At 73.1% G+C, this 24713-nt stretch carries 26 protein-coding genes; 15 read left to right on the forward strand and 11 right to left on the reverse strand.

All coding sequences use genetic code 11. From position 1 onward, the window contains the following. Positions 1-67: 67 nt before the first annotated feature. From dapE to Aeryth_RS05690, 5 genes are all read left to right on the forward strand, one after another. Entirely contained in the window at positions 68-1129 is a 1062-nt protein-coding gene (gene dapE / locus Aeryth_RS05670; protein WP_067855773.1) for a succinyl-diaminopimelate desuccinylase, read from the forward strand. Continuing rightward, the gene (locus tag Aeryth_RS05675; RefSeq protein ID WP_236749829.1) at positions 1126-1845 is read left to right on the forward strand and encodes an LOG family protein; all 720 of its coding nucleotides are present in this window, start codon (positions 1126-1128) and stop codon (positions 1843-1845) included. Before dapE ends, Aeryth_RS05675 begins: the two co-directional genes overlap by 4 nt. 4 nt (positions 1846-1849) lie before the next feature. Next, positions 1850-2668 carry a TrmH family RNA methyltransferase gene (locus tag Aeryth_RS05680; protein ID WP_236749830.1) on the forward strand — a complete coding sequence of 273 codons (819 nt, stop codon included), beginning with the start codon at positions 1850-1852 and terminating at the stop codon, positions 2666-2668. Between the two features lie 161 nt (positions 2669-2829). Further along, positions 2830-3402: a DNA-3-methyladenine glycosylase I gene (locus tag Aeryth_RS05685; RefSeq protein ID WP_067855776.1), complete on the forward strand. Its 573-nt coding sequence runs from the start codon at positions 2830-2832 to the stop codon at positions 3400-3402. A gap of 85 nt (positions 3403-3487) precedes the next feature. Continuing rightward, positions 3488-4078 carry a hypothetical protein gene (locus Aeryth_RS05690; protein ID WP_067855779.1) on the forward strand — a complete coding sequence of 197 codons (591 nt, stop codon included), beginning with the start codon at positions 3488-3490 and terminating at the stop codon, positions 4076-4078. 55 nt (positions 4079-4133) lie between these two features. Here the strand turns inward: Aeryth_RS05690 and Aeryth_RS05695 are convergent, their stop codons facing one another. Beyond that, on the reverse strand, positions 4134-4748 hold the full coding sequence (locus tag Aeryth_RS05695; protein WP_067855782.1) for a Clp protease/crotonase-like domain-containing protein: 615 nt from the start codon (positions 4746-4748) through the stop codon (positions 4134-4136). Positions 4749-4844: 96 nt separating this feature from the next. On the opposite strand from Aeryth_RS05695, the gene Aeryth_RS17325 reads away from it, so the two are divergent. Together Aeryth_RS17325 and Aeryth_RS05700 are read left to right on the forward strand one after the other, a co-directional pair. Continuing rightward, positions 4845-5006 (forward strand): DUF3117 domain-containing protein, encoded by a 162-nt coding sequence (locus tag Aeryth_RS17325; protein ID WP_019145023.1) that lies wholly within the window; start codon positions 4845-4847, stop codon positions 5004-5006. Positions 5007-5023: 17 nt separating this feature from the next. Further along, the gene (locus tag Aeryth_RS05700; protein ID WP_236749831.1) at positions 5024-5353 is read left to right on the forward strand and encodes a hypothetical protein; all 330 of its coding nucleotides are present in this window, start codon (positions 5024-5026) and stop codon (positions 5351-5353) included. 55 nt (positions 5354-5408) lie between these two features. On the opposite strand, the gene Aeryth_RS05705 is transcribed toward Aeryth_RS05700, so the two are convergent. Next, a complete protein-coding gene (locus Aeryth_RS05705) occupies positions 5409-5945 on the reverse strand; it encodes an O-methyltransferase (RefSeq protein ID WP_317698812.1) in 537 nt (178 codons plus the stop codon). Positions 5946-6229: 284 nt separating this feature from the next. Between Aeryth_RS05705 and sigE the strand changes: the two genes are divergently transcribed. Continuing rightward, positions 6230-6820: an RNA polymerase sigma factor SigE gene (sigE, locus tag Aeryth_RS05710; RefSeq protein ID WP_067855790.1), complete on the forward strand. Its 591-nt coding sequence runs from the start codon at positions 6230-6232 to the stop codon at positions 6818-6820. Then, positions 6820-7686 (forward strand): anti-sigma factor, encoded by an 867-nt coding sequence (locus tag Aeryth_RS05715; RefSeq protein ID WP_067855794.1) that lies wholly within the window; start codon positions 6820-6822, stop codon positions 7684-7686. Before sigE ends, Aeryth_RS05715 begins: the two co-directional genes overlap by 1 nt. A 54-nt stretch (positions 7687-7740) precedes the next feature. Here Aeryth_RS05715 and Aeryth_RS05720 read toward each other — a convergent pair whose 3' ends face one another. The 4 genes from Aeryth_RS05720 to Aeryth_RS05735 are packed head-to-tail and all read right to left on the reverse strand — an operon-like array spanning position 7741 to position 11181. Then, positions 7741-8049 carry a sec-independent translocase gene (locus tag Aeryth_RS05720; RefSeq protein WP_236749870.1) on the reverse strand — a complete coding sequence of 103 codons (309 nt, stop codon included), beginning with the start codon at positions 8047-8049 and terminating at the stop codon, positions 7741-7743. Positions 8050-8068: 19 nt separating this feature from the next. Further along, positions 8069-9235 carry an Mrp/NBP35 family ATP-binding protein gene (locus Aeryth_RS05725; RefSeq protein ID WP_067855800.1) on the reverse strand — a complete coding sequence of 389 codons (1167 nt, stop codon included), beginning with the start codon at positions 9233-9235 and terminating at the stop codon, positions 8069-8071. Between the two features lie 49 nt (positions 9236-9284). Beyond that, positions 9285-9911 (reverse strand): DUF1003 domain-containing protein, encoded by a 627-nt coding sequence (locus Aeryth_RS05730; RefSeq protein ID WP_083516285.1) that lies wholly within the window; start codon positions 9909-9911, stop codon positions 9285-9287. Continuing rightward, on the reverse strand, positions 9904-11181 hold the full coding sequence (locus Aeryth_RS05735; RefSeq protein WP_067855802.1) for a magnesium transporter MgtE N-terminal domain-containing protein: 1278 nt from the start codon (positions 11179-11181) through the stop codon (positions 9904-9906). Before Aeryth_RS05735 ends, Aeryth_RS05730 begins: the two co-directional genes overlap by 8 nt. Before the next feature lie 159 nt (positions 11182-11340). Between Aeryth_RS05735 and Aeryth_RS05740 the strand changes: the two genes are divergently transcribed. Beyond that, positions 11341-12858 (forward strand): OFA family MFS transporter, encoded by a 1518-nt coding sequence (locus tag Aeryth_RS05740; protein ID WP_067855805.1) that lies wholly within the window; start codon positions 11341-11343, stop codon positions 12856-12858. A 30-nt stretch (positions 12859-12888) separates the two neighbouring features. On the opposite strand, the gene fdhD is transcribed toward Aeryth_RS05740, so the two are convergent. From fdhD to Aeryth_RS05765, 5 genes are all read right to left on the reverse strand, one after another. After that, positions 12889-13710 (reverse strand): formate dehydrogenase accessory sulfurtransferase FdhD, encoded by an 822-nt coding sequence (gene fdhD, locus Aeryth_RS05745; RefSeq protein ID WP_067855808.1) that lies wholly within the window; start codon positions 13708-13710, stop codon positions 12889-12891. Continuing rightward, positions 13707-13994 (reverse strand): DUF6457 domain-containing protein, encoded by a 288-nt coding sequence (locus Aeryth_RS18110; protein ID WP_193786279.1) that lies wholly within the window; start codon positions 13992-13994, stop codon positions 13707-13709. Before Aeryth_RS18110 ends, fdhD begins: the two co-directional genes overlap by 4 nt. Then, positions 13988-14566 carry a molybdenum cofactor guanylyltransferase gene (gene mobA, locus Aeryth_RS05755; RefSeq protein ID WP_067855810.1) on the reverse strand — a complete coding sequence of 193 codons (579 nt, stop codon included), beginning with the start codon at positions 14564-14566 and terminating at the stop codon, positions 13988-13990. The genes Aeryth_RS18110 and mobA overlap by 7 nt, the downstream gene beginning before the upstream one ends. Beyond that, entirely contained in the window at positions 14563-16989 is a 2427-nt protein-coding gene (locus Aeryth_RS05760; protein ID WP_067855813.1) for an FdhF/YdeP family oxidoreductase, read from the reverse strand. The genes mobA and Aeryth_RS05760 overlap by 4 nt, the downstream gene beginning before the upstream one ends. A gap of 114 nt (positions 16990-17103) precedes the next feature. Then, complete coding sequence (locus Aeryth_RS05765; RefSeq protein WP_067855816.1) at positions 17104-18228, reverse strand: alpha/beta hydrolase; 1125 nt, start codon at positions 18226-18228, stop codon at positions 17104-17106. Positions 18229-18341: 113 nt separating this feature from the next. Here Aeryth_RS05765 and Aeryth_RS05770 point away from each other — a divergent pair, with 113 nt between their 5' ends. The 5 genes from Aeryth_RS05770 to Aeryth_RS05790 all read left to right on the forward strand — a co-directional run bounded on the left by Aeryth_RS05770 (position 18342) and on the right by Aeryth_RS05790 (position 24697). Continuing rightward, positions 18342-19727 (forward strand): WS/DGAT/MGAT family O-acyltransferase, encoded by a 1386-nt coding sequence (locus Aeryth_RS05770; RefSeq protein WP_083516286.1) that lies wholly within the window; start codon positions 18342-18344, stop codon positions 19725-19727. A gap of 57 nt (positions 19728-19784) precedes the next feature. Further along, positions 19785-21605, forward strand: coding sequence for a vWA domain-containing protein (locus Aeryth_RS05775; protein ID WP_083516287.1), 1821 nt, complete (start codon positions 19785-19787; stop codon positions 21603-21605). Next, positions 21602-22477, forward strand: coding sequence for a DMT family transporter (locus Aeryth_RS05780; protein ID WP_202967711.1), 876 nt, complete (start codon positions 21602-21604; stop codon positions 22475-22477). Before Aeryth_RS05775 ends, Aeryth_RS05780 begins: the two co-directional genes overlap by 4 nt. Before the next feature lie 128 nt (positions 22478-22605). Further along, positions 22606-23799, forward strand: coding sequence for an acyl-CoA dehydrogenase family protein (locus Aeryth_RS05785; protein WP_067855822.1), 1194 nt, complete (start codon positions 22606-22608; stop codon positions 23797-23799). A 1-nt stretch (position 23800) separates the two neighbouring features. Then, the gene (locus Aeryth_RS05790; RefSeq protein WP_067855825.1) at positions 23801-24697 is read left to right on the forward strand and encodes an alpha/beta hydrolase; all 897 of its coding nucleotides are present in this window, start codon (positions 23801-23803) and stop codon (positions 24695-24697) included. Positions 24698-24713: the final 16 nt, after the last annotated feature.

Consider the following 24713-nt stretch of genomic DNA (forward strand, 5'->3'; position numbering starts at 1 on the left):
CAGGTCGGGCGAGAAGCGCACCGACGCACCCGCGGGGGAGAGGCGGCCGCGCCCTAGAGTGGGCGCCATGGCCGTGCTCGACCCGACCCGCGACATCGTCCAGCTCACCGCGGACCTCTGCGACATCGCGTCGGAGAGCCTCGACGAGGCCGAGATCGCCGACGCGGTGGAGGCGGTGCTGCTCGCGGCGCCGCACCTGACGGTCGTGCGCGACGGGCACACGCTGGTGGCCCGCACCGACCTCGGTCGGGCGGAGCGGGTGGTGATCGCCGGGCACCTCGACACCGTCCCCGCGAACGACAACTTCCCGACGCGTCTCGACGGCGACACGCTCTGGGGGCTCGGCACCTGCGACATGAAGGGCGGCGTCGCCGTCGCGCTCCAGCTCGCGGCGACCGTCGCCGAGCCGGTACGCGACGTCACCTACGTCTTCTACGAGGCCGAGGAGATCGCCGCGCGGTTCAACGGGCTCGGTCGGCTCGCGCGCGAACGTCCGGAGCTGCTCGCCGGCGACTTCGCGATCCTCATGGAGCCGTCCGTCGCGTCCGTGGAGGCGGGCTGCCAGGGCACGATCCGCGTCGACGTCGTCACCCGAGGGGAGCGTGCGCACGCCGCGCGGTCGTGGACCGGTCACAACGCCATCCACGACGCCGCCGAGGTGCTCGTGCGCCTGCGCGACTACGAGCCGCGCCGCGTCGTCATCGACGGGCTCGAGTACCGCGACGGGCTCAACGCCGTCGGCATCAGCGGCGGGGTGGCCGGCAACGTCGTGCCCGACCTCGCCATCGTCACGGTCAACTACCGCTTCGCGCCCGACCGGTCCGAGGACGAGGCGCTGGCGCACCTGCGCGAGGTCTTCGACGGCTTCGAGCTGACCGTCACCGACTCCGCGCCCGGCGCGCTGCCCGGTCTCGACCAGCCCGCCGCGGCCGCGTTCGTCGAGACGCTCGGTGCCGAGCCGCGCCCGAAGTTCGGCTGGACCGACGTCGCGCAGTTCACGCAGCTCGGGATCCCCGCCGTCAACTACGGACCGGGCGACCCGATCTACGCCCACAAGCAGGACGAACACGTCCCCGTCGCGCACCTGCGTTCCGTCGAGGACGCCCTCAGGAGATGGCTGACCGCATGAGCTACCAGAAGGGCCCGGTGCACCTGCGCCGCGGCCACGTCCCCAGCAGCACCACCGACCAGCGCCTGCTCGACTCGCGCGGCCCGACCGACTGGGTGCACACCGACCCCTGGCGCGTGCTGCGCATCCAGTCCGAGTTCGTCGAGGGCTTCGGTGCGCTGTCCGAGCTCGGCCCGGCCGTCGCCGTGTTCGGGTCCGCGCGCACCACGCCCGACGACCCGATGTACGAGAAGGCGCGCGAGGTGGCCGAGAAGCTCTGCGGGCTCGGGTACGCGGTCATCACCGGCGGCGGCCCCGGTGCGATGGAGGCGGCCAACCGCGGGGCCAGCGAGTGCGGCGGCGTGTCGGTCGGCCTGGGCATCGAGCTCCCGCACGAGCAGGGTCTCAACGAGTGGGTCGACCTCGGCATCAACTTCCGCTACTTCTTCGTCCGCAAGACGATGTTCGTGAAGTACTCGCAGGGCTACGTCGTCATGCCCGGCGGCTTCGGCACCCTCGACGAGCTGTTCGAGGCGCTCACGCTGTCGCAGACGGGCAAGGTGACGACCTTCCCGATCGTGCTGTTCGGCACGGCCTACTGGCAGGGCCTGGTCGACTGGCTGCGCCAGACGATGCTCCCCGACGGGAAGATCAACGAGTCCGACCTCGACCTCCTGCTGCTCACCGACGACGTCGACGAGGCCGTCGCGCACTTCGACGCCGTCGCGTCCAGCTGACGTCGTGCGGGTCACGTCGCGCAACGCCGCCTTCCAACAGTGGGAGGCGATGCTGACGAACCGGCGCAAGCGCACCCAGCTGCGTCAGCTGCTCGTCCAGGGCGTCCGGCCGGTGTCCGTCGCGCTCGAGTCGCCGCTCGAGGTCGTCGCGGTGCTGCACGACGACCGTCGCGACCCGTCGCAGTGGGCCCGCGAGGCGGTGGCGCGGGCCGTAGGGCGAGGCGCCGAGCAGTACACGCTCTCGGCCGAGCTCCTCGCCGAGCTGGCCGAGCAGGAGCAGGACCGTCCCGAGGTGGTGCTGGTGGTGGCGCAGCCGGCCGACGACCTCGCGCGGCTGCCCGCCGGCCCCGACCTGCTCGCGGTCGTGCTCGACCGGCCGACCAGCCCCGGCAACGTCGGCAGCATCGCGCGGTCGGTCGACGCGTTCGGCGGCAGCGGGCTCGTGGTGTGCGGCCACGCCTGCGACCCGTACGAGCCGCGGGCCGTGCGGGCGTCGACGGGCTCGGCGCTCACGGTGCCCACCGTCCGGCTCGGTTCGCCCTACGAGGTGCTCGCGTGGGTCGAGGACCTCCGGTCGCGTCTCGGCTGGGTGCAGGTCGTCGGCACCGACGAGGACGGACCGGTCGAGCTGGCCGACGCCGACCTGACGGCGCCGACCGTCGTCGTCACCGGCAACGAGACGCGGGGGCTGTCGGCCGCGTGGCGCGAGATCTGCGACGTCATGGTGCACATCCCGATCACGGGCACGGCGTCGTCGCTGAACGCGGCCAACGCGACGTCGGTCGTGCTCTACGAGGCCTCGCGCCAGCGTCGACGCGCCTGACCCGGTTTCCTCAGCGGCGCACGGAGAGCTTTCCGGGCGTCGCTGAGGAAACCGTGCCCGGCCGCAGATTCCCAGGTCGACCTGGGAATCTCCGTTCCAGCGGCGACGGCAGGGCGGGCGCATCGTAGCGAGGAGCTCCTCGTGCCTGGCAGGATCGGCGCATGACGGTGACCGGCCCCGACGGCCTCGAGCGCTGCCCGTGGGGCGACGACCCGAGGCTGCGCCGCTACCACGACGAGGAGTGGGGTCGTGAGCTGCGCGGCGACCGGGCGATGTTCGAGCGGCTCAGCCTCGAGGCCTTCCAGTCGGGGCTGTCCTGGTCGCTCATCCTCCGCAAGCGCGAGGCGTTCCGCGAGGCCTTCGTCGGCTTCGTGCCCGCGCTCGTCTCACGGTTCGCCGACGCCGACGTCGAGCGACTCCTCACCGACGAGGGCATCGTCCGCAACCGCGCCAAGATCGAGGCCACCATCAGCAACGCGCGGGCCGTGCTCGACCTCGGCGAGAGCCTCAGCGACCTCGTCTGGTCGTTCGCGCCCGACACGTCGCCCGCGCCGCGGACGGTCGCCGACGTGCCGGCGACGTCGGCCGAGTCGACCGCGCTCGCCAAGGAGCTCAAGCGCCGCGGCCTGAAGTTCGTCGGGCCCACCACCGCCTATGCGCTCATGCAGGCCACCGGCATGGTCGACGACCACCTGGTCGGGTGCCTCGCCCGCCGCACGCCGCCGCTGTCGTAGCCGCCTCCTTCCACCCGCACCACCAGTCCCACCAGGCACGGTGCGCCTCCCACGACGACCGCGCCACCCGACCTACCCTGGCGCCATGACCACCTCCCGTCCCGCCGATCGACGCAGCCAGCGCTCCGTGCGCACCCTGGCCGCCGTCGTGCTCATCGTGTCCGCCCTCGTCGCCGGCACGGCGGCGATCGTGGTCTCGACCGTCGTCGCGCTCGCGGCCGCGGTCGTCTACGCCGTCGCGGCCTGCTCCGTCGCCGCACGTCTGCTCGCCAACGAGACCGCCCAGGTGCGCCGCGACTGGGCACGCGACCGCGCCACCGCCGCCCACGACCGCAGCCGCGAGGCCACGCGTCGCGGCCGTGAGCAGATCGCGTTCGCCGAGACGATGTCCGGCAAGGTCGAGCGTCGAGACGAGCGGATCGCCGCGCTCGTCTCCCAGGTCGAGGCCGCCGAGGCCGCCCTCGCCCAGGCCGAGGCGGCGCACGCCGCAGCCGAGGAGCGCACGGTGCTGCTCGACGGCGACCTCGCCCAGACCCGGTCCGCGCTCCAGAGCACGCGCGCCGAGGTGCGTCGCCTCCGCGACGAGCTGGCCGCCAGCCAGAGCGCCGAGCTCGAGGCGCGCACCGAGCTGCTCGCCTGGCAGGAGCAGGCGGAGGAGCGTCGCCGGCTCGCCTGAGCCCGGCCGTCGTCCACACCCCCGGCTGCCGCCCAGCACCAGGGGCGGGTCGGGCTCAGTCGTGCAGGTCGACCACGGCCCGCAGCCGCGCCTCGTCGGCCAGCGCCGACGCGACGTCGCCCGTCCGCTCCCAGGTCGCGAGCGCGCGCAGCACGGCCGCGCCCAGCCCAGGCGTCGCCGCCACCCGTGCCGCGAGCTCCCGACCCGCCGTCGCAGGGTCGTCGTCCAGGGCGTCGAGCAGCCCCAGGCTCACCGCCTGCGCGCCGTCGAGGTCGGCAGGGTCGAGCAGCAGCCGCCGGGCCACCGCGCCGCCCACCAGGCGCGGCAGGCTCGCGCTCGTGCCGCCGACGAGCGGCTCGACCCGCAGCACGACGTCGCGGGAGGCGACCCGCAGGCCCGCCGCCAGCGCCACCGCCGCCGCATGGCCCTCGACCCTGCCGCGCAGCACCGCGACCACCGGGACGGACGCATCGGCCACCGCGACCACCGACGCGTCGGACCAGACGGTCGAGCCGTCGACGACGAGCAGGAGCGCCCGCAGGCCCGGTCTGGTCAGCGCGGCGCGGACCTGCTCGTGCGGGGGCACGGAGCCGAGCGCCCCCGAGCTCGGGTCGAGCGCGACGACGCCGTCGGTGGCCGGGGGAGCGCCGTCGGGAGCGGGAGGGGTCACGAGGTCCTTCGTGCCGGTTGGAACTGAGAAGGGGGCATGAGAGATACTAGGCGTCTGAGGAGACCGGACGGCGGTCACCGAATGGAAGGGGAACCCATGGCGGCCATGAAGCCTCGCACCGGTGACGGACCGATGGAGGTCACCAAGGAGGGGCGCTGCATCGTCATGCGCGTCCCGCTCGAGGGCGGAGGACGTCTGGTGGTCGAGCTCAACAACGAGGAGGCGGCCACCCTCGGCGACGCCCTCAAGGCTGTCTGAGCTTGTACGGTCTCACGATGCGCTGGTCCCTGGCCGGCGCCCCGTCAGGGACCCTCGAGCGTCTGCGCGAGTACGTCGAGGACGTCAGCTTCGCGAAGTTCGCGGGTCTGGAAGGGCTGCGCTTCAAGTCGTGGCGCGCCCGTGAGGACGAGTGGTTCGAGGGGACCTACGTGTTCGTCGACGCGCGGTCGCGCGAGGCGTTCCAGCAGGCCATGGAGGACGGCCGCGCCGACCTCCCCGGCACCACCATCATCGGGCGCGAGCCCGAGCTGATCGAGGCGTGCGAGATCGTCGCGGTCGTGCGGGGACCGGCGGGCTTCCGGTCCTCGGCCTCGTTCGAGCGCTGATCCCAGCTGTCCTGCAGACACTGGACCCGCGCCCGGCCCGACGGCCGGGGGCGGGTCAGCCCACGCGGCGCGCGGCCAGCAGGCCGTCGCCGACGGGCAGCAGCGTGGGCACCAGGCGCTCGTCGGTCGCCGCCTGCGTGAGCAGATCGCGGATCGCGACCGTCTCGGCGTCACGACGCTCCGGGTCGGCCACGCGGTCGTGCCAGAGCGCGTTGTCGAACACGACGACGCCACCGGGGCGCACGAGGCGCAGGGCCTGCTCCAGGTACTCGCCGTACTCGACCTTGTCGCCGTCGACGAACACGAGGTCGTAGCCGTCGTCGGTGAGCCGGGGCATGACGTCGAGCGCCGAACCCGCGATGAGGCGGAAGCGCTGCGGTGCGAAGCCGGCTGCGGAGAACACCTGACGGGCGTGCCGCTGGTGCTCGGCCTCGAGGTCGACCGACGTGAGGACGCCGTCGGGCGCCATGCCACGCAGCAGCCACAGGCCCGAGACACCGGTGCCGGTGCCGACCTCGGCGACCGCGCGGGCGTCGAGCACGGAGGCCAGGAAGCGCAGGGTGGCGCCGCCGGCCGGACCGATCGGGGTCACGCCGACCTCGTCCGCGCGTCGACGCGCCTCGGCGAGGTGGTCGTCCTCGTCCTGGTAGCCCTCGACGTACTGCAGGCTCGCTTCGCTGGTGATGATGGCTCCTCGGCTGACCGGGCCGGACGGGTACCGGCTCGGTCAGAAGCATAGTGAGCGCAGGCCCTCCCGTGCCGCTGCACCGCCGGGCGGCATCCGTGTCGCGCCCCCTGCGGGACCGGGGATGATCGAGAGGGAACCGTCAGCGTCCTCTGGGCGTTCTCTCAGGAGACGACGCGACGATCGACGACATGAAGGACGACGACGTGAGCATGCAGGCCGCGACCCTGGAGACGGGTGCCGACCTGTCCTGGGACCGCATCGTGGAGGAGCACTCCCCGCGGGTGTACCGCCTCGCCTACCGGCTCACCGGCAACCGTCAGGACGCCGAGGACCTCACGCAGGACGTCTTCGTGCGTGTGTTCCGCTCGCTCGACCGCTACGAGCCGGGCAACTTCAACGGCTGGATCCACCGGATCACGACCAACCTGTTCCTCGACCGCGTGCGCCGCTCGAGCAAGCTGCGCATGGACGGCTTCACCGACGGCGCCGAGGACCGCCTCGAGGGCCGCGAGCAGCTGCCCGAGGCGTTCGTGCACGACGCCGGCTTCGACCCCGACATCGAGGCCGCCCTGTCCTCGCTCACCGAGGAGTTCCGCGTCGCGGTCGTGCTGTGCGACGTCGAGGGCCTGTCGTACGAGGAGATCGCCGACGTCCTCGGCGTCAAGATCGGCACCGTCCGGTCCCGGATCCACCGTGGGCGTACCCAGCTGCGCCAGGCGCTGGCCCACCGCGCGCCGACCGCCGGCCGTACCCGTGTCTTCGGAGCCCTGGGAGCCTGATGGCCCACCTGGACGCCGACGTCGCCGCCTTCGTGGACGGGCAGCTCTCGCCCGACGCCACGGAGGCGGCCTCGCGTCACGTCCAGGACTGCGCCCGCTGCCGCGAGGCCGTCGCGCAGCAGCGGCACCTGAAGATGCGCATGCAGGCGACGTCCGACGTCCGGCCGCCGGCGTCGCTGCTGGCCTCGCTCTCGGAGCTGCCCCGCACCCCGGCGCCCCAGCCCCCGCCGCTCTGGACGCGGGTGCTCCACTCGGCCGTCTGGGGCGCGAGCGGCGTCGTGGTCGGCGCCTCGCTCGCCGTCATGCTGATGGCCTACGTGGCCGGCGCGCCCGGCCGTGGTCTCGGCGACGCGGTGGTGCCGCCGGTCGATGCGTACGCCGCCGACTTCCGGACGGCCGTGGGCGGCGGTGACGTCGTCCGCCCCGCGAGCAGCGGGCAGGACGTCATGACCACCGCCCGCATGGCCGACCTGACGGCCAACGGGTGGCCCTGCCACGGCACGCTCGGCCACGACCTCGAACGGGTCGAGGGGCGCCTGCAGGCCGAGGGCGCCGTCAGCCTCACCTACACCGACGGCACGGGACGCCTGGAGCTGCACGAGCAGACCGGCGCGCTCGACACCGACCGGCTGCACGGCTTCGCGCAGCAGCAGCTCGGCGACCACGAGGTGTGGGTGCGGGACCAGCCAGGGATGCGGACCGTCGTGTGGGACGCCGAGGGCGTCGTCTACACGGTCGTGACCGACGTGGACGATGCCCGGCTCGTGCCCGCCCTCGGCGACCTCCCGGCCGCCGCGCCGCGGCCCGGTCTGCGCGAGCGCGTCGGACACGGGCTCGATCGGCTCACCGGCTGGCTGACCGTCTGAGCCCGGCCGGGACCACCAGGTCCCGCGCCGTCCCCGCAGGGCGCGCGCGCCGGCTCAGGTGGCCTCGTCGTCGTGGGGCGGGACCTCGCCGGGACGCAGGATGCGGTCCTGACGCACGGGCGCGGGCTCGTCGGGCTGGTCGAGGACGTGCCGGCGGACGACCTCGCGCGGGTCGAGGTCGCGCAGGTTCAGATCGGAGAAGTCCTGGCCCATCTCGCGCCCGAGGTCGTTCTTGGCGTTCTCGGCCATCTGGCGGACCGTGCGGACGAACTGCCCGGCCTGCTTGGCCATGCCGGGCAGCTTGTCGGGCCCGAACAGCAGCAGACCGACCACGAGGATCAGGCCGATCTCCGGCCAGCCCATCCCGAGCACGTCGGGTGCCTCAGAGTCGACCGACGGGGGCGAGACCCAGCTGCATGCCGGCCAGGCCTCGGGAGCGTCCGGTGAGCGTGTCCGCCACCTGCTGCAGGACCTTCGCCGACTCGCTGCCCGGGTGGGTGGCCACGATCGGACGGCCGTCGTCGCCGCCGACCCGCAGCTGCTCCTCCAGGGGCACCTTGCCGAGCACCGGCACGTCGTGCCCGAGCCGCTCGCCCAGCGTCTTCGCGACCGCGTCGGCGCCGCCGCTGCCGAACACCTCGAGGCGCTCGCCGCCGGGGGTGATGAGGTAGGACATGTTCTCGACGATGCCCACGACGCGCTGGTGCATCATCGAGGCCATCGTGCCGGCACGCTCGGCCACCTGCGCGGCGGCCTGCTGCGGCGTGGTGACGACGACGACCTCGGCGTTGGCGAGGTGCTGGCCCAGGCTGATGGCCATGTCGCCCGTGCCGGGCGGCAGGTCGAGCAGCAGCGCGTCGAGGTCGCCCCAGAACACGTCGCTGAGCATCTGCACGAGCGCACGGTCGAGCATCGGGCCGCGCCAGGCGACGACCTGGTCGCGCTTGGGCTTCAGCATGCCGATGCTCATGACCTTGACGTCCGGCGCCGCGGGGGAGTCGGGGACCTCGACCGGCACCGGCAGGATCATGTCGTCGACCTGGGTGGGCCGGCGGTCGCCGACGCCCATCATGTCGGGGATCGAGTGGCCGTAGATGTCGGCGTCGACGATGCCGACCTTCAGGCCGCTGCGGGCCATGGCGACGGCCAGGTTGACTGTGACCGACGACTTGCCGACACCGCCCTTGCCGGACGCGATGGCGTACACCTTGGTCAGCGAGCCGGGCTGGGCGAAGGGGATCTCGCGCTCGGTCTGGCCTCCCCGGAGCATCTCGCGCATGCTCTTGCGCTGCTCGTCGGTCATGACGCCGAGGTCGACGTGGACCGTGTGCGTGGGGGCGATCTTCTCGACGGCGGCCGTGGTGTCACGCGTCAGCGTGTCCTTCAGCGGGCAGCCGGAGACGGTGAGCAGGAGCCGGACCGTGATCGACGTGTCGTCGATCGTGACGGTGTCGACCATGCCGAGCTCAGTGACGGGACGCTTGATCTCGGGGTCGACCACGCTGGCGAGAGCCTCGCGGACCTGCTCCTCGGTGGGGACGGAAGCCATGGCTCCCATCGTACGGGCGACCCCCGCGGCGGTGTGCCGCAGGCGAGCCTCAGTGACCGCGCGGGCCGGAGCGGCCCCGCCCGCGACCGTCCGGGCCGGCCTCGGAGCCGGTGTCGTCGCCGTCGTCGGGCTGCTCCTGCAGCGACTCGAGCAGGTCGCGCAGCTCCGAGCGCAGGAAGTCGCGTGTGGCGACCTCGCCGAGGCCGAGTCGCAGGCTCGCGACCTCGCGGGCGAGGAACTCCATGTCGGCGTGCGACTGGGCGTCGGCACGACGGTCCTGCTCCTGCTGCACGCGGTCGCGCGCCTCCTGGCGGTTCTGCGCGAGCAGGATCAGGGGCGCCGCGTAGGAGGCCTGCAGCGACAGCATGAGCGTGAGGAAGATGAACGGGTACTCGTCCCAGCGCGGCCGCTCGGGGCCGTAGGGCACGTTCCACACGACCCAGACGAGGATGAGCATCGTCATCCAGATGAGGAAGCGTGCCGTGCCCATGTAGCGGGCGAACGACTCGGCGAAGCGGCCGAAGCGGTCGGTGTCGCCCGAGCGCGGCCGCAGCGAGCGTCGCCGTCCGCGCTCGCGGGGCTGGTCGAGGCGGTCGCGGTCGCGGCGGGCCTGCTCGCGGTCGCGACGCGCCTGCTCGCGGTCGTGCCGCCCGCCGTCGCGGGAGCGCTCAGCCACGCAGACCCACCCCCTGCGCCGCGTCGCTCGCGGCGCGGTCGCTGTCGCGCTCGCGCCAGCCCTCGGGCAGCAGGTGGTCGAGGACGTCGTCGATGGTGACGACGCCGAGCAGGTGGCTCGTCTCGTCGACCACAGGGAGCGCGAGCATGTCGTAGGACGCGAGCAGGTTCGCGACGTGCTCGAGGCTGGCGTCGGGCCGGGGCCAGTCGATGTCGTTGTCGGCGAGCCCGCCGACGAGGGTCGACGGCGGCTCGCGCAGCAGGGCCTGGAAGTGCACGATGCCGAGGAAGCGGCCGGTCGGGGTCTCCAGCGGCGGCCGGCACACGTAGACCATCGACGCGAGCGCAGGTCCCAGCTCGGGCTCGCGCAGCCGGGCCAGCGCCTCGGCGATCGTCGCGTCCGGCGGGAGGATGACCGGCTCGGTCGTCATCATGCCGCCGGCCGTGCGGTCCTCGTAGGTCAGCAGGCGCCGCACGTCCTCGGCGTCCTCGGGCTTCATGAGCGCGAGCAGCTGCTCCGACGTGGCAGGGGGCAGCTCGCCGAGCAGGTCGGCGGCGTCGTCGGGGTCCATCTCCTCGAGGACGTCGGCCGCCCGTTCGGGGTCGAGGACGCCGAGCACCTCCACCTGGACGCTGTCGGGCAGCTCCTCCAGGACGTCGGCGAGCCGCTCGTCGACGAGCTCGCCGACGATCTCGGCGCGTCGCTTCGTCGGCAGGTCGAGCAGCGCGTTCGCGAGGTCGGCCGGGCGCATCTCGTCCATCGTGGCGAGCAGGTGGGTGGCGCCCTGGCCGGGCTCCTGGCCGACGAGGCCGGTGACCTCGTCCCACTGGACCACGTGGGTCGCGCCGCGACGTCCGAACCGCTTGCCCGACTCCTGGACGGCCACCGAGCCGAGGTACCAGTCGCGGCGGGTGTCCTGCTCCATCGCCAGGTCGTAGACGGTGCCGGTGCGGGCGTCGGGCAGGGTGACGGTGCGGTCGAGCAGCTCGTGGATCGCCAGCGTCTCGGTGCTCCGCTTCTCGAAGCGGCGCATGTTGAGCACGCCGGTCGTGATGACCTGGCCGGAGTCGAGCGACGTCACGCGGCCGATCGGCAGGAACACCCGGCGCCGCCCGAGCACCTCGACGACGAGGCCCACGACGCGCGGTCGGCGCGGGCCGCGCAGCGCCACCACGACGTCGCGCAGCTTGCCGACCTGGTCGCCCGCGGGGTCGAAGACGTCCTGCCCGACGATGCGCGACAGGAAGATGCGTCCGGGGCTCGAGGTCACGTGCCCAGGGTAGAGGCTCGACGTCGCCCGGCACGTCGCCGACCTGTCGCCGGCGGGACGTCGCGACCGGCGCCCGACGCGCGGACCGGCGCGTCCTCTCGTACGCTTCGAGACGCACGTCACAGGCGGTCCGGCCGTCCGATCCGACGAGGGGGAACCATGTCCACGAGCGTCCTGGCCCGGGAGCGCACCGTCGCCGGCCCCGGCTTCAACCGCTGGCTCATCCCGCCGGCCGCGCTGGCGGTGCACCTGTGCATCGGGCAGGTCTACGCGACCAGCGTCTACAAGGCCTCGCTGGTCGAGCACTTCGACACCAGCCTGACCGCCGTCGGCGTCGTGTTCTCGATCGCCATCGTCATGCTGGGCGTCTCGGCCGCCGTGTTCGGCACCTGGGTCGACACCGGCGGGCCGCGCCGCGCCATGGTCGCGGCCGCCACCTGCTGGGCGACCGGCTTCCTCGTGGGAGCGCTCGGCATCGCGACGAGCCAGCTGTGGCTGCTGTACCTCGGCTACGGCGTGATCGGCGGCATCGGCCTGGGCATCGGCTACATCTCGCCGGTCTCGACCCTCATCAAGTGGTTCCCGGACCGCCCCGGCCTCGCGACCGGCATGGCCATCATGGGCTTCGGCGGCGGCGCGATGATCGCGAGCCCGCTCTCGAGCACGCTGCTCGGCTGGTACGACTCGTCCTACGACACCGCCACCGGCCTGGCCTCCGGCTCGGCGGTGGCGAAGCTGTTCGTGACGCTCGGACTCGTGTACCTGGTCGTCATGCTGTTCGGTGCATGGCTCGTGCGGGTGCCGGCGGACGGGTGGGCGCCGCGTGGGTTCGACCCGTCGACCGCGAAGAAGAAGGCCCTCGTCACGACGGAGAGCGTCTCGGCCAACAACGCCGTCCGCACGCCGCAGTTCTGGCTGCTCTGGGTGGTGCTGTTCTGCAACGTGACCGCCGGCATCGGCATCCTGGAGCAGGCCGCGCCGATGATCCAGGACTTCTTCCGCGACGGCCAGGACTCGACGGTGGCCGCAGCCGCCGCGGCCGGCTTCGTGGGCTTCCTGTCGCTGTGCAACATGGCGGGCCGGTTCGTGTGGTCGTCGACGTCCGACGTCGTGGGCCGCAAGAACATCTACGTCCTCTACCTCGGCGTGGGCATCGTGCTCTACGCGACGCTCGCGCTCGGCGGCTCGGGCTCGACCGTGCTGTTCGTCGTCCTCGCCGGGTTCATCCTCAGCTTCTACGGCGGCGGCTTCGCGACCATCCCGGCGTACCTGCGCGACCTGTTCGGCACCTTCCAGGTCGGCGCGATCCACGGCCGGCTGCTGACCGCCTGGTCCGCGGCGGGCGTGGCGGGACCGCTGATCGTCAACGGCTTCCTCGACGCCAGGGGCGAGCCCGGCGCCCTGACGGCGGCCGACTACCGTCCGGCGCTGCTCACGATGGTCGGCGTGCTGGCCGTCGGCTTCGTCGCCAACCTGCTGGTGCGGCCGGTGGCGTCGCGCTTCCACGAGCCCCACAGCACGGAGCCGACGGCCGAGCACCCGCCGGCCTCCGCGCAGGGCGAGGACACGACGGCCGAGGGCGTCACGCCGCTCGCGGTGGTGGCGTGGCTCGTCGTCGGCGTCCCGCTGGTCTACGGCGTCTACGAGACCGTCGTGAAGGCCTCGGCCCTGTTCTGAGCGCAGCAGCGCCCGACCCGGGCGCGTCGGTCAGGCGACGACGCGCTCGGGACGGGTGTAGACGTTGAAGCTGCTGCCGCGCGAGAAGCCGACCACGGTCACACCGAGCCGGTCGGCCAGGTCGACCGCGAGCGACGACGGCGCGCTCACCGCGGCGAGCACCGGGATGCCGGCCATGGCCGCCTTCTGGACCAGCTCGAACGACGCCCGTCCCGACACCTGCAGCACCGTGCCGGTGAGCGGGAGTCGGTCCTCGCGCAGCGCCTGGCCGACGACCTTGTCGACGGCGTTGTGCCGGCCCACGTCCTCGCGGACCACCAGCGGCGTGCCGTCGGTGCCGAACAGTCCCGCCGCGTGCAGCCCGCCCGTGCGCTCGAAGACCGCCTGCTGCTCGCGCAGCCGGTCGGGCAGCGCGGCCAGGACGGCGGCGTCGACCCGCACGTCGTCTGCGGACACGTCGAACGCCGACGTCGTCGCCACGGCGTCGATCGACGCGAGGCCGCACACGCCGCACGAGCTCGACGTGTAGACGTGCCGCTCGCGGCTGGCCGCGACGTGCGCTCCGCGACCGCTGACGCCGACGTCGATGACGTTGTAGGTGTTCTCGTCCTGCTCCGGTGCGCAGTACCGCATGGCGTGCAGCTGGTCGGTGCGCGCCACGACGCCCTCGGAGACGAGGAAGCCGGCCACCAGGTCGAAGTCGTGGCCGGGGGTGCGCATGGTCACCGCGAACGACGCGCCGGCCACGCGGATCTCGAGCGGCTCCTCGGCGGCGAGCGAGTCGTGCCGCGGCGTCACGCCCACGCCGACCTCGACGTGCTGGATCCGGCGTCGCTGGACGGGCTTGGTCATGAGGGCGACCCGCTGCTGTCGTCCTGGTCGCCGCCGCGGACCTCGGCGAGGAGCTGGGCCTGCGCGACGGCGCGGCGGACGGCGTCGTCCCCACCGCCCGCCAGCCCCGCCGCGTAGCCGGCCAGGAACGTGGTGAGCGGGGCCGCGGGGCGCACGACCGCGTGCGCGGCGACGGCGGCCAGGTCGAGGACCCGCTCCACGTCGGTGCCCGGGTCGTCGACGCCCAGCTCGGCGCACAGCTCGCGCCACCAGGCCAGCATCGTCTCGTCGCGGTCGCTCAGCAATGGTCCTCCTGCAGGGCGTCGAGGTCGGCGGGGGAGTCGAGGTCGTGCGTGGCGCCGTCGGGGGAGGGGACCAGCGTGACGTCGAGGTGGTCGAAGAGGCGTCGCAGCGACGCGTCGACGAGGTCGGGCAGCCCGCGGACCACGTCGGCGGCCTCCGCGGAGAGCAGTGCCGAGGTCCAGTGGGCCCGGCCCGTGCCGTCGGCCACGACGAGCGCCCCGCGCGGGCGTGGGGCGTCCAGCAGGGCGTCGACGAGCTCGGCCGCCCGGGGCAGGTCGGCGGCGAGCACCACGACGGGCGCGCCCGGCGCGAGCGCCCGCAGCCCGGCCTGGACGCCGGCCGCGGGTCCCGAGCCGGCGGGGTCCTCCCGCGTCCACCCGACCGGGCGCGACGTCGGGCGCGGCGGCCCGACGACCACGACGTGGCTGTCGTCGGGCAACGCCGCGAGCGCGTGGTCGAGCAGCGGCCTGCCGCCGACGACGAGCTGCGTCTTGTCCTGGCCGTCCCAGCGCCGGCTGGTGCCACCGGCCAGGACCACGGCCTGGAGGGAGCGGCTCGGGGTGGAGGCGGTCACGACAGGTGCAGGGGCTCCGGCTGCGGGTGCGACCGGTGCTCGCCGTCCGCGCCGACCGGGTGCTGCGACCCGTCCACGCCCTCGCCCACGCCGCCGACGGCGGTGGGGACGAGCCGGACGACGACCGACTTCGACGTCGGCGTGTTGCTGTGCTCGGCGACGGAGTCCAGCGGCACCAGCGGGTTCGTCTCCGGGTAGTAGGCCGCCGCCGTGCCGCGCGGGGTCTCGTAGGAGACGATCCGGAACCCGGGGGCGACCCGGTCGACGTCGTCGTCGGTCCAGTGGGTGACGAGGTCGACCACGTCACCGTCGCGCCAGCCGAGCGCCTCGATGTCGTCGGGGTGTACGAGGACGACGCGTCGGCCGTTCTCGATGCCGCGGTAGCGGTCGCTCATCCCGTAGATGGTGGTGTTGAACTGGTCGTGGCTGCGCAGCGTCTGCAGGAGCAGGTGCCCCTCCGGCACGTGCAGCACCTCGACCGGCGAGACCGCGATCCGACCCTTGCCCGTGGAGGTGTGGAAGGAGCGGGAGTCGCGCGGTGGGTGCGGGAGCACGAAGCCGCCGGGTCGGTCGACCTTGCGCTCGTAGTCCTCGCAGCCGGGCACGACGCGGGAGATGTGGCCGCGGATGATGCTGTAGTCCTCCGCCATCGCGTCCCAGTCGATGCCGTGGCGGTCGGTGCCGTCGGCCTGGCGCAGCGTCGCCCGGGCGATGCCGCAGACGATGGCCGTCTCCGAGCGCAGGTGCGGGCTGGCCGGCTCGAGCGGTCCGCGCGAGGCGTGCACCGACGACATCGAGTCCTCGACCGAGACGAACTGCGGACCGGTGGCCCGCTCGTCGACCTCGGTGCGTCCCAGGGTCGGCAGGATGAGCGCGGTGTCGCCCGTGACCAGGTGCGAGCGGTTCACCTTGGTCGACACGTGCAGCGTGAGGTCGGCGCTGCGCAGCGCGTCAGCGGCGACGTCGGTGTCGGAGACGGCGTGCACGAAGTTGCCGCCGAGACCCATGAACACCTTGGCCTTCCCGTCGCGCAGGGCGCGGACGGCGTCGACGACGTCGAGCCCGTGCTCGCGCGGCGGGTCGAAGCCGAACTCGGCCTGGAGCGCGTCGAGGAAGGTGTCGGGCGACTTCTCCCAGATGCCCATCGTGCGGTCGCCCTGCACGTTGGAGTGGCCGCGCACCGGGCACAGGCCGGCCCCGCGCTTGCCGATGTCGCCACGCACGAGCGCGAGGTTCGTGACCTCCTTGATGGTGGCCACGGAGTTGCGGTGCTGCGTCAGGCCCATCGCCCAGCAGTAGATGGTCGCGCCGGAGGCCTCGATCATCCGTGCCGCGCGCTCGATCAGCTCGCGGGAGAGGCCGGTGGCGGCCAGCACGACGTCCCAGTCGAGGGCGCGCACGTGCTCGACCCACGCGTCGTAGCCGTCGGTGTACTGCTCGACGAACTCCCGGTCGATCGCGCCCCACTGCTCGAGCAGGTGGCCGAACGCCTGGAACAGGGCGAGGTCGCCGTTGATGCGCACGGGCAGGTGCAGGTCGGCGATGTCGGTGCCGCGACCCACGACACCCCTCGGCTTCTGCGGGTTGCGGAAGTTGACCAGTCCGGCCTCGCGCAACGGGTTGATCGCGAGGATCTTGGCGCCGCGACGCTTCGCGATCTCCAGCGCCGAGAGCATGCGCGGGTGGTTCGTGCCAGGGTTCTGCCCGGCGATGACGATCAGCTCGGCGTCGTAGAGGTCTCGCAGGCTCACGCTGCCCTTGCCGATGCCGATCGACTCCGCGAGCGCGACGCTCGTCGACTCGTGGCACATGTTCGAGCAGTCGGGCAGGTTGTTCGTGCCGAACGCGCGGACGAACAGCTGGTAGGTGAACGCCGACTCGTTCGACGCGCGCCCGGACGTGTAGAAGACGGCCTCGTCGGGGGACGCGAGACCGTTGAGGTGCTCGGCGACGAGGGCGAACGCGTCGTCCCACTCGATGGGCTCGTAGTGCGTGCCGCCGGGTCGCTTGACCATCGGGTGCGTGATGCGGCCGAGCTGGCCCAGCCAGTACTCGTCGTGGGAGTCGAGCTCGGCGATCGAGTAGCGGGCGAACACCTCGGGCGTCGCCCGGTCCGTGGTGGCCTCCTCGGCGACGGCCTTCGCGCCGTTCTCGCAGAACTCGGCCGTGTGCCGGGCCTCGGGGTCGGGGTCGGGCCAGGCGCACGACGTGCAGTCGAACCCGTCGGCCTGGTTGAGCTTGAGCAGGGTCTGGGCGGTGCGCTTCGGACCCATGTGGGACAGCGCGCGCTCCATCGACACCTTGACCGCCGTGACGCCCGCCGCCGCGTCCTTGGGGGAGTGGATCTCCAGCTCGCTGTCGTCCTGCGCGCCGAACCCCTCGACGACCGGTGCGGTGCCCGGTCCTGCCGTCCCGTTGCTCACGATGCTGCCTCCCGGTGCGTGCCTGCGGTCACGTTCGACCGTACCCGCTGGACCGCAGGGGCGCCCGTCGCACGAGGGCTCGGGCGCGGCGACGTCGGGGCCGTCGCGGTGGGCTCAGACGGCCGCGACGCCCGTGCGTCGCCCGCGGCGGGCGGTTGCGCCCGTGGTGGTGGCGGCGGTCGTGCTGGTGGCGGTGCCGCGCGAGCCGTCGGCGGCGGAGTCCTGGTCGGCCAGGCCGGTCACGAAGTCGCCGATCTCCTCGATCGCCGCCCGCGCCTCCGGCACCCACGAGGCCGCGGCCTGGAAGACGTGGACCTGGCGGTCCCACACCTGCAGGTCCACGGGCACCCCGGCCTGGACCAGGCGTGCGGCCATGTGCTCGGCGTCGGCGAGCAGGATCTCGCGGGACCCGATCTGGATCAGCGCCGGCGGCATGTCCTCGAGCGGCATGTCGACGGGGCAGACCCGCTGGCCGTTGATGCCGCGGCGGGTGTCCATGCGCAGCGCGACGTCGGTGAACTTCTCGAGCGCCCGCAGCGGGAAGGTCTGGCAGCGGTCGGCGTTGCGGTGCTGGCGCTTGCGCGCGACGTCGACGTCGAGCAGCGGCGAGATGGCCACGACGCCGGCGGGACGGCCGAGCCCCTGGTCGAGCACGGCGCGTGCGACGCTGAACGCGAGGTAGCCGCCGGCGGAGTCGCCGGCGATCGTCACGTCCTCGGGCCGGTAGCCCTGCTCGAGCAGCCAGCGGAAGCCGTCGACGCCGTCGGCGACCGACTCGGCGATCGGCTCGTACGGCATCTGCCGGTAGCCGACGTTGAGCACGGGCTGGCCGGAGGCGTGCGAGATGCGCGAGACGAGCCGACGATGGGTGTTCAGCCCGCAGGTCAGGAAGGCCCCGCCGTGGAAGTAGAGGATGACGCGCGGGTTGCCGCCGTGGATGTCGCGCACGTCCTTGGCCGAGAGCAGCTCGCTGCCGCAGCGCGCGAGGTCGACGGTCCGCCAGCTGGTGCCCTCGTGGACGGGCAGCAGCCGGGCGGCGTGCTCCAGCAGGTTCGGCGGGAACAGGTCGAACGGCAGCCGCGTCCAGAGGTCGAGGACGGGACGCACGGTGTGCCGCAGTCCCAGGCCGAGAGCCCGCGACTGCAGGCTGGCGCCCTCGAAGTACCGGGCGTCGGCGGCGACCGCCAGGTGCCCGGCACCGTGCGTACGAGCCGTGCTGCGCTCCCTCGTGCTGACCATCGGACTCTCCCCTCGTCATGCGACGTTCACGAATATGTCACACCCGGTGACCTACGCCACACGAAATCGTTACGTTAGCGCCACCGCCCCGTCTGCCGCAGGAGATTGATCGCATGCCCTTCATGCCCCCCACGGACTCCATGTTCCTGTTGGCGGAGTCCCGAGAGCACCCCATGCACGTGGGTGGGCTGCAGCTGTTCCGGCCGCCGGAGGGCGCCGGGCCGGAGTTCGTGCGCGAGCTCGTGGAAGGGTTCCGGTCGGTGCAGGAGGTCTCGCCGACCTTCCGCAAGCGGCCGGCGGAGCCGGTCGGGCTGGCCGGACAGACGTGGTGGGCCCAGGACGGTGCGATCGACCTGGACTACCACGTGCGGCACTCGGCGGTGCCGCCGCCGGGACGCATCCGCGAGCTCCTGCAGCTGACGTCGCGCTGGCACGGGTCGCTGCTGGACCGGCACCGACCGCTCTGGGAGGCGCACGTCGTCGAGGGCCTCCAGGACGGCCGGTTCGCCGTGTACAGCAAGATCCACCACTCGATGGTCGACGGCGTCTCGGCCCTGCGGCTGCTGCAGCGCAGCCTCAGCGACGACCCGGACGCCCGCGACTGCGTGCCCCCGTGGGCGCTGGCCCCGCGCCGGCGTCCGTCGTCGGAGGTCGCCCGGCGCTTCCCGGACCCGCTCGGCCTGCTGCGGGGCGGACTCTCGGTCGCGGAGGACGTCGCCGGTCTCCTGCCCGCGTCGATGAAGATCGTCAACCAGATCGTCCGCGAGGGCGACGTCACCCTTCCGCGGGCGCCGCGCACGATCCTCAACGGACCGGTGGGCGGGGCGCGTCGCTTCGCCGCGCAGTCGTGGGAGATCGAACGGATCCGCCGAGTCGCGAAGTCGTCGGCGACCACCCTCAACGACGTCGTGCTCGCGATGGTCTCCGGTGCGCTGCGCGAGTACCTGCTCGAGCAGAACGCCCTGCCGGACGAGCCGATGACCGCGATGGTCCCGGTCTCCCTCGCGCTGCGCGCCGAGTCGGCGGGCCAGGCGGGCGACGGCGGCAACTCCGTGGGCGTCATCGTGGTCAACCTCGCGACCGACGTCGAGAACGGTGCCACCCGCCTGGAGGAGATCGCCTACTCCTCGCGACGCGCGAAGAAGATCCTCGGCGGGCTGACCCCGATCCAGATCCTCGCCTTCTCGGCGCTGCAGATGGCGCCGCTCGCGCTCACGCCCGTCCCGGGCTTCGTGCGCATGACGCACCCGCCGTTCAACGTGGTCATCTCCAACGTGCCCGGTCCGAAGCAGCCGATGTACTTCAACGGCGCCCAGCTCGACGGGCTCTACCCGGTCTCGATCGTGCTCGACGGACAGGCCGTGAACGTCACGCTCTGCAGCCGCGACAAGTACCTCGACTTCGGCATCATCGGCTGCCGCACGAGCGTGCCGCACCTGCAGCGGCTGCTCACGCACCTGGAGACGTCGCTGGCCGAGCTGGAGACCGCCTGGGGATGAGTCGGCGACGCCGTCGGCCGCGCCGTGGCCGTGCCGCGTGGGCCTAGACTCGCGGCCATGTCCCGCGGGTCCCTCATGCCGCTGTCCGTCGGCGTCACGCTGCTGCTCGCCTGGTCGACGCTGGTCGGCGCCGGAGCGGCCGCGCCGAGCGAGGACCGGCCCGCCCAGGGCGGCGGCGCGGTCGTCCTTGTGCTGGACGGCTCGGGGTCGATGAAGGAGCCCGGCGGGGCCGGGGCGACGCGGATGACGGAGGCCAAGGCCGGGCTCCGCGCCGTGGTCGAGGACCTTCCGGACGACGCGCAGGTCGGTCTGCGCGTCTACGGGTCGACCATCAGCGAAGGCCCCGGCTCGTGCGAGGACACCGAGCTCCTCGCCCCGGTGGCGCGAACCGATCGGGGCGCGCTGCGGGCCGGCGTCGACCGGCTGCGTCCGCTCGGCAACACCCCCATCGCCTACTCGCTGCGCCAGGCGTACGGCGACCTGCCCACCGAGGGACCCCGCAGCATCGTGCTCGTGTCCGACGGGGAGGAGAACTGCGGCGGCGACCCGTGCGAGGTGGCCGCCGACCTGCGCAAGAAGGGCGCCGACTTCTACGTCGACGTCGTCGGGCTGCAGGTCGACCCGGCCTCGCGCGCCCAGCTCACCTGCATCGCTTCGGCGGGCGGTGGCACCTACTACGACGTGCAGGACGTGAGCCGGTTGCAGGACACCCTGACCCGGACGTCGGTGCGCGCCGCCCGCGGCTACGCACCCGCCGGTCGCCCGGTGGAGGGCGGCACGACGCGAAAGGACGCCCCCGCGGTGACCGACGGCCAGTGGCTCGACACGGTGGGCGACTCCGGCCCCGAGCACTACCGCCTGCCCGACCCGGGCCGCGGGACGTTCCACGTCGCGGCCGCGACCCTGCCAACGCGGGGGTTCACCGGGGTCTCCTCGGTCGAGGTCGGGGTCGTGTCCGCGGACGGCACGCCGTGCGGGTCGCCGGCGCGGGAGACCGCCCAGGGTGCGAGCAACGGGGGCGCGCCGATCGCCGCGGCCCTCACGCTGTCCGCCACCGATCGGGAGGACTGCGGCGGAGGTCCGTACGTCGCCACGGTGACCTCGAACAACGAGGAGGTCCAGGGCCTGGAGCTGCTCGTGCGGACCGAGCCCGAGGTCGAGGACGCCTCCGCCCTGCCTGCGGCCTTCGGACGGGCGAGCGGCTTCTCCGACGAGGTCCAGACCGGACGTGCCGCCGCGGACGCCGTGCCCGTGGTGGGCGGCCCGAACTTCTCGTCGGCACCCCCGACGCCGCCCGGCACCTACGAGGACACCGTGCTGCCCGGCGAGACCCTGTTCTACCGCCTGCCCGACGTGGGCTGGGGCCGTTCCGCCGTCTGCGACGCGACCCTCGGCACCTCTGACCGCGCGGCCCGCGCCTTCGGACGCGCGGTCGGCGTGACCGCCCAGGTGCGCGTGTACGGGGCGATGAAGACCCTGGCCGACGACTCCTCCGCGCGCACGGCCCGCGCCCAGTGGCGGGGCGACCGGGCCCTCGACCTGCACGCGGCGTCGCCGCCCGTGGTGCTGCGCAACCGTGAGTCGAGCTCGGACACGGTGCGCGCGTTCCAGCTCGCCGGCGACGCCTGGTGCTCGGTGACGGTGCTGCCCACCTCCGCCGCGACCGCGGAGGAGGTCGGGGAGGTGCCGCTGACCCTGACCACGTCGGTCGCGGGGGAGGAGGCGGGGGTGCCGGCCTACGTGGAGCCCGAGCCGCGGGCGGAGGCCGCCACCGACGACGCCGGGCCCGCGTCGTGGCTCCTCGCCGTCGCGGGACTCGTCGTGGTCGCCCTCGTCGGCGGATCAGTCGTGATGCTGCGTCGGCGGCGGGCCCCGTGACCTGGCTGCTCGTCGTCGTCGGGCTGCTGGGGGTCAGCGCGTCGGGGCCGCTCATGGCGGCCACCGCGGCGCCGGCCCTCGTCATCGCCTTCTGGCGCAACGCCGCCGCGACCGCGGTGCTCACGCCGTTCGCGGTGCGGAGCCGTACCGCGCTCACGGGCCTGCGCTGGGCCGACCTGCGGGGCACGGTCTTCGCGGGGGTCATGCTGGCGGTGCACTTCGCCGCCTGGGTCGGGGCGCTGAAGCTCACGACCGTGGCCGCGGCGACCGCGCTCACCTGCACCCAGCTGCTGTGGGTGGTGCTCGTCGACCGACTGCGCGGCGTGCGTCCCGGACGTGCGGTGCTGCTCGGCTGCGTCGTCGCGTCGGTCGGCGTCCTGGTCGTGTCCGGTGTCGACCTGACGGTCTCGCGCCGGGCGCTGCTCGGCGACCTGCTCGCGGTGGTCGGCGGGCTCGGCGCCGCGCTGTACCTGGTGGCGGGGGAGTCGGCGCGACGTCGGCTCAGCACGACCCACTACACGACGTTCTGCTACGGCACGTGCGCCGCGGTGCTCGCGGTCGGCTGCCTCGCGACCGGTGCCTCCTTCGTCGGCTACGACGCGCACGTGTGGCTGCTGCTGGCCGCGGTGACGGTGTGCGCGCAGCTGCTCGGCCACTCGCTGTTCAACCACCTGCTGGCCGTCATGAGCCCGACCGTCATCTCGCTCGTCCTGCTGCTCGAGGTGCCCGGCGCGGCCCTGCTGGCCGCGGTCTTCCTCGGCCAGGCGCCGCCCGCCGGCGTGTACGTCGGGCTGCTGCTGGTGCTGGTGGGCCTCGCCGTGGTCGTCCGGGCCCGACGGGCGCCGACCGAGCCGGTCGAGCCCGTGGCCTGACGGCGCGACACCCGTCGGGTGGACGGGCCCGTCGGCGTCCTGTGCGACGGCTCACGGGGAGTCCTGCGGTGCTGGACGTTACTCGCGGGTATCGTCGGCGTGTCACCCACGAGACGGAGGAACAACGCATGGGACGCCTCGCCAGCACCGAGAACCTCACCGAGGAGCAGACCGCGATCCTCGAGACGATCCGCGACTTCGTGGACGAGAAGATCATCCCGGTCGCCCAGCAGCTCGAGCACGACGACGAGTACCCGACCGAGATCATCGAGGGGCTCAAGGAGCTCGGCGTCTTCGGCCTGACGATCCCTGAGGAGTTCGGCGGTCTCGGCGAGTCGCTGCTGACCTACGCGCTGGTCGTCGAGGAGATCGCTCGCGGCTGGATGAGCGTCTCCGGCGTCATCAACACGCACTTCATCGTCGCCTACCTGCTGCAGCAGCACGGCACCGAGGAGCAGAAGCAGAAGTACCTCCCGAAGATGGCAGTCGGCGAGGTCCGCGGCGCGTTCTCGATGTCCGAGCCGGGCCTCGGCTCCGACGTCTCGGCCGTCTCGACGAAGGCGACGAAGAAGGACGACGGCTCCTACTCGATCACCGGCCAGAAGATGTGGCTGACCAACGGCGGCACCTCCACGCTCGTGGCGGTGCTCTGCAAGACCGACGAGGGTGCCGACTCCGTCTACAAGAACATGACGACCTTCCTCGTGGAGAAGGAGCCGGGCTTCGGCGAGACCGCCCAGGGCGTCACCGTCCCCGGCAAGATCGCCAAGATGGGCTACAAGGGCGTCGAGACGACCGAGCTCATCCTCGAGGACCACCAGATCTCCGCCGACCAGATCCTCGGCGGCGAGCCGGGGAAGGGCTTCTTCCAGATGATGGACGGCGTCGAGGTCGGCCGCGTCAACGTCGCGGCCCGCGCCTGCGGCCTCGCGATCCGCGGCTTCGAGCTCGCGATCGCCTACGCGCAGCAGCGCAAGACCTTCGGCAAGCAGATCGCCGACCACCAGGCCGTGCTGTTCCGCCTCGCCGAGATGGCCACGAAGGTCGAGACCATCCACGCGATGATGGTCCGTTCCGCGAGGCTGAAGGACACCGGCAAGCGCATGGACGTCGAGGCCGGCATGGCCAAGATGCTCGCGAGCGAGTACGCCAACGAGGTCGTCGAGGACTCCTTCCGGATCCACGGTGGCTACGGCTACTCCAAGGAGTACGAGATCGAGCGCCTCATGCGTGAGGTCAAGTTCATGCTCATCGGCGAGGGCACGTCCGACATCCAGAAGATGATCATCGGGCGCGCGCTGCTCAAGGACTACAAGCTCTGACATGAGCGTGCGCGAGAACGTCACGTTCGCGTCGCAGGGCACCTCCGTCGCCGCCTGGCTCTATCGGCCGGACGGCGACGGGGGAGCGGCTCGACCTGTGATCGTCATGGCGCACGGCCTGGGCGGCGTCCGGGAGATGCGGCTCGACGCGTTCGCCGAGCGGTTCGCCGACGCCGGGTACGTCTGCCTGGTCTTCGACTACCGCCACTTCGGGGCCAGCGACGGACAGCCGCGCCAGCTGCTGTCCGTCCGCCGTCAGCGCCAGGACTGGGCGGCAGCGGTCGCCTTCGCGCGCACGCTCCCGGGCGTCGACGCCGCCCGCACCGTGCTGTGGGGCTCGTCGTTCTCCGGCGGGCACGTCATCGCGGTGGGCGCCGCGGACCCCACGATCGCGGCCGTCGTGTCGCAGTGCCCCTACACCGACGGGCTGGCCTCCAGCCTGGCCGTCGCCCCCTTCACGTCGCTGCGCGTGACGCTGCGGGCGGTCCGCGACCTCGTGGGCAGCTGGTTCGGGCGTCGCCCCCGCAGCATCCCGCTGGCCGGCGAGCCGGGCACGGTCGCGCTGATGACGGCCCCCGACGCCGTGCCCGGCTACCTGGCGCTGGTGGAGGAGGGCTCGACCTTCCGCAACGAGGTCGCCGCCCGCGTGGCGCTCGACATCGCGCTCGGCCGGCCCGGGGCGAAGGCGCGGCGGCTGCGCTGCCCGGCGCTGTTCGTCGTGTGCGAGCGCGACACGGTGGCGCCGGCGAGGGCGACGCTCAAGCACGTCGCCAAGGCGCCGCAGGGCGAGGTGGTGCGCCGCGACACCGGACACTTCGACATCTACGTGGGCGAGGAGTTCGAGACGACGGTCCGCGACGAGCTCGCGTTCCTGCAGCGGCACGTCCCGGCGACCTGAGCGGACCGCAGCGCGA

The organism is Aeromicrobium erythreum (assembly GCF_001509405.1).
GTDB classification, from domain to species: domain Bacteria; phylum Actinomycetota; class Actinomycetes; order Propionibacteriales; family Nocardioidaceae; genus Aeromicrobium; species Aeromicrobium erythreum.

Coding starts and splice junctions, on each gene's coding strand:
- Aeryth_RS05770 (WP_083516286.1), top strand. CDS start 18,342: ATGCCCTTCATGCCCCCCACGGACTCCATGTTCCTGTTGGCGGAGTCC.
- Aeryth_RS05725 (WP_067855800.1), bottom strand. CDS start 9,235: ATGGCTTCCGTCCCCACCGAGGAGCAGGTCCGCGAGGCTCTCGCCAGC.
- Aeryth_RS05715 (WP_067855794.1), top strand. CDS start 6,820: ATGGCCCACCTGGACGCCGACGTCGCCGCCTTCGTGGACGGGCAGCTC.
- Aeryth_RS05740 (WP_067855805.1), top strand. CDS start 11,341: ATGTCCACGAGCGTCCTGGCCCGGGAGCGCACCGTCGCCGGCCCCGGC.
- Aeryth_RS05785 (WP_067855822.1), top strand. CDS start 22,606: ATGGGACGCCTCGCCAGCACCGAGAACCTCACCGAGGAGCAGACCGCG.
- dapE (WP_067855773.1), top strand. CDS start 68: ATGGCCGTGCTCGACCCGACCCGCGACATCGTCCAGCTCACCGCGGAC.
- Aeryth_RS05765 (WP_067855816.1), bottom strand. CDS start 18,228: ATGGTCAGCACGAGGGAGCGCAGCACGGCTCGTACGCACGGTGCCGGG.
- sigE (WP_067855790.1), top strand. CDS start 6,230: ATGAAGGACGACGACGTGAGCATGCAGGCCGCGACCCTGGAGACGGGT.
- Aeryth_RS17325 (WP_019145023.1), top strand. CDS start 4,845: ATGGCGGCCATGAAGCCTCGCACCGGTGACGGACCGATGGAGGTCACC.
- Aeryth_RS05720 (WP_236749870.1), bottom strand. CDS start 8,049: ATGGGCTGGCCGGAGATCGGCCTGATCCTCGTGGTCGGTCTGCTGCTG.
- Aeryth_RS05685 (WP_067855776.1), top strand. CDS start 2,830: ATGACGGTGACCGGCCCCGACGGCCTCGAGCGCTGCCCGTGGGGCGAC.
- Aeryth_RS05690 (WP_067855779.1), top strand. CDS start 3,488: ATGACCACCTCCCGTCCCGCCGATCGACGCAGCCAGCGCTCCGTGCGC.
- Aeryth_RS05790 (WP_067855825.1), top strand. CDS start 23,801: ATGAGCGTGCGCGAGAACGTCACGTTCGCGTCGCAGGGCACCTCCGTC.
- Aeryth_RS05675 (WP_236749829.1), top strand. CDS start 1,126: ATGAGCTACCAGAAGGGCCCGGTGCACCTGCGCCGCGGCCACGTCCCC.
- fdhD (WP_067855808.1), bottom strand. CDS start 13,710: ATGACCAAGCCCGTCCAGCGACGCCGGATCCAGCACGTCGAGGTCGGC.
- Aeryth_RS05700 (WP_236749831.1), top strand. CDS start 5,024: ATGCGCTGGTCCCTGGCCGGCGCCCCGTCAGGGACCCTCGAGCGTCTG.
- Aeryth_RS05775 (WP_083516287.1), top strand. CDS start 19,785: ATGTCCCGCGGGTCCCTCATGCCGCTGTCCGTCGGCGTCACGCTGCTG.